Genomic DNA, 2,300 nt, shown 5'->3' on the forward strand with positions numbered 1-2,300 from the left:
ATGGAGGTGGAGACGGGATTTGAACCCGTGTACACGGCTTTGCAGGCCGTTGCCTCGCCTCTCGGCCACTCCACCGAGGAGGGGCCGATGAAGACCCCCCACTCAGAGCGGACGACGGGATTCGAACCCGCGACCCTCACCTTGGCAAGGTGATGCTCTACCAACTGAGCCACGTCCGCGTGATCTCCGTTCGGCCTCCCGCTTTTTTCTTGCGGTCCGCGTCCCGGCGACGTGTTGAACTCTAGCGGATTCCGGGCCCAGCTCAAATTCCGTATCCCCTGCATGCCGCACCGGTGCCCCTGGCCAGGGGTGCTCCGGCCTGCGGAGACCCGAGGCCTGTCGTGCGGATCGGGCCTAGACTTCCGGCACCGCCGTAATCGCACAGGAGTCGGAACCACCGTGACCCAGCCAGCTCGCCCCACCGATGCCATGGCCCGCTTCGCCGGCCGGGTCGCGACCGGGCTGCGCGAGGTCAGTGATGATCCGGCGGTTCTGGACGGCGGTGGTTTCTGGGCGGTCGTCGCTGATTTCGAGGGCCGGATCACCTGCGCACGGTTCGCGGACGTGCGGGCGGAGGAATCGTTTCCGCTGACCGATCCCGACGGCTGGCTCGGCCCCGACCGCTCCGCGTGGCGCAGTTCGCTCGACCGCGACGCGTACACGGCCGGCGTCCGCCGCATCCGCGAGCACATCGCCGCGGGCGAGGTCTACCAGGCGAACCTCTGCCGGGTCCTGCGCGCACCCCTGCCGGACCCCGCCCGCGCGGACGTGGACGCGCTGACGTCCCGTCTGGCCCACGGCAACCCCGCGCCCTACGCGGGCACGGTCCGCCTCCCCGACCACGGCGTCGAGGTGGCGACCGCCTCCCCGGAGCTGTTCCTGCGCCGCGAGCGCGAGGTCGTCCTCTCCGGCCCGATCAAGGGCACCGGCCGGACCGAGGCCGACCTGCTGGAGAAGGACTTCGCGGAGAACGTCATGATCGTCGATCTGGTCCGCAACGACCTGTCGCGCGTGTGCGCGGCGGGCAGCGTGTCCGTGCCGGACCTGTGCGCGGTCGAGAAGCACCCCGGCCTGGTCCACCTGGTCTCGACCGTGCGGGGCGAGCTCCGCGCGGGCGCGGGCTGGCCGGCCCTCCTCGACGCGACGTTCCCGCCCGGCTCGGTCACCGGCGCACCCAAGAGCAGCGCACTGCGGATCATCGAAGCCCTGGAGAACGTGCCGCGCGGTCCCTACTGCGGTGCGGTCGGCTGGGTCGACGCGGACCGCGGCGTCGGCGAACTCGCCGTGGGCATCCGCACGTTCTGGGTCGAGCGGGACGGGACCGCCGCGACGGTCCGCTTCGGCACCGGCGCGGGCATCACCTGGGGTTCGGACCCGGACCGCGAATGGGACGAGACGGAACTCAAGGCATCCCGGCTGCTCGAGGTGGCATCGGCGCAGTAACTGCGCAGTAGCTGCGCTGTGCGGGAGCGCGGGGCTCTGCCGACGTGCGGCTCTGCCGCGTAGGCGCGACAAGCCACCGGCCGGCGGATGGTCCTGAACGTGCAGGGCCATCTGCACCGGGCGGTTTCTCGCGCAGTTCCCCGCGCCCCTGAGGTGGCCGCACCTGGCCCACTAAGATCGGGTGCAGCGAGGTGCCCGGCTCACAGCGAGGAGAGCGACCGTGCGGATCTGGGTCAACGGAGCCCTGGCGGACGCCGGTGAGGCGACCGTCTCCGTGCTCGACCACGGGATGACCGTCGGCGACGGTGTCTTCGAGACCGTCAAGGCCGTCGACGGGCGGGCCTTCGCGCTGCGGCGGCACCTCGACCGGCTGGAGCGTTCGGCGAGCGGCCTCGGGCTGCCCGCGCCCGACCGGGACGAGGTCGCGCGGGCCTGCGCGGCCGTGCTGGAGGCCAACCCGGTCGAGCTGGGGCGGCTCCGCATCACCTACACCGGCGGCGTCGCGCCGCTCGGCTCGGACCGGGGCGACGCCGCGGCCACGCTCATCGTCGCCGTCGGGGCGACGCCGCGGCGCCCGGACACCGCGGCCGTCGTCACCGTCCCGTGGACCCGCAACGAGCGCGGTGCGACCACAGGTCTGAAGACCACCTCGTACGCGGAGAACGTCGTCGCGCTGGCCCGCGCCCACCAGCACGGCGCGAGCGAGGCGCTGCTCGCCAACACCGGGGGCATGCTCTGCGAGGGCACCGGTTCCAACGTCTTCGTCGTCCTCGGCGGCCGCCTGCTCACCCCGCCGCTGAGCTCCGGCTGCCTCGCCGGCATCACCCGCGCGCTCGTGCTGGAGTGGACCGACCCGG

The 2,300-nt window shown here is 72.6% G+C and carries 2 protein-coding genes and 2 tRNA genes; 2 read left to right on the forward strand and 2 right to left on the reverse strand.

Annotated features, from left to right (window positions below; genetic code table 11):
- Position 1: 1 nt before the first annotated feature.
- A tRNA-Cys gene (locus TR48_RS03700) sits at positions 2–75 on the reverse strand.
- Positions 76–106: 31 nt separating this feature from the next.
- Positions 107–179 (reverse strand) — tRNA-Gly (locus tag TR48_RS03705).
- A gap of 250 nt (positions 180–429) precedes the next feature.
- Between TR48_RS03705 and TR48_RS03710 the strand changes: the two genes are divergently transcribed.
- Both TR48_RS03710 and TR48_RS03715 read left to right on the forward strand, forming a co-directional pair.
- Entirely contained in the window at positions 430–1,443 is a 1,014-nt protein-coding gene (locus tag TR48_RS03710; protein ID WP_042364367.1) for a chorismate-binding protein, read from the forward strand.
- Positions 1,444–1,663: 220 nt separating this feature from the next.
- A partial coding sequence (locus TR48_RS03715) for an aminotransferase class IV (RefSeq protein ID WP_063770897.1) occupies positions 1,664–2,300 on the forward strand: 637 nt, incomplete at its 3' end.

The sequence above is a fragment of the Streptacidiphilus neutrinimicus genome (assembly GCF_000787815.1).
Taxonomy (GTDB): Bacteria; Actinomycetota; Actinomycetes; order Streptomycetales; family Streptomycetaceae; genus Streptacidiphilus; species Streptacidiphilus neutrinimicus.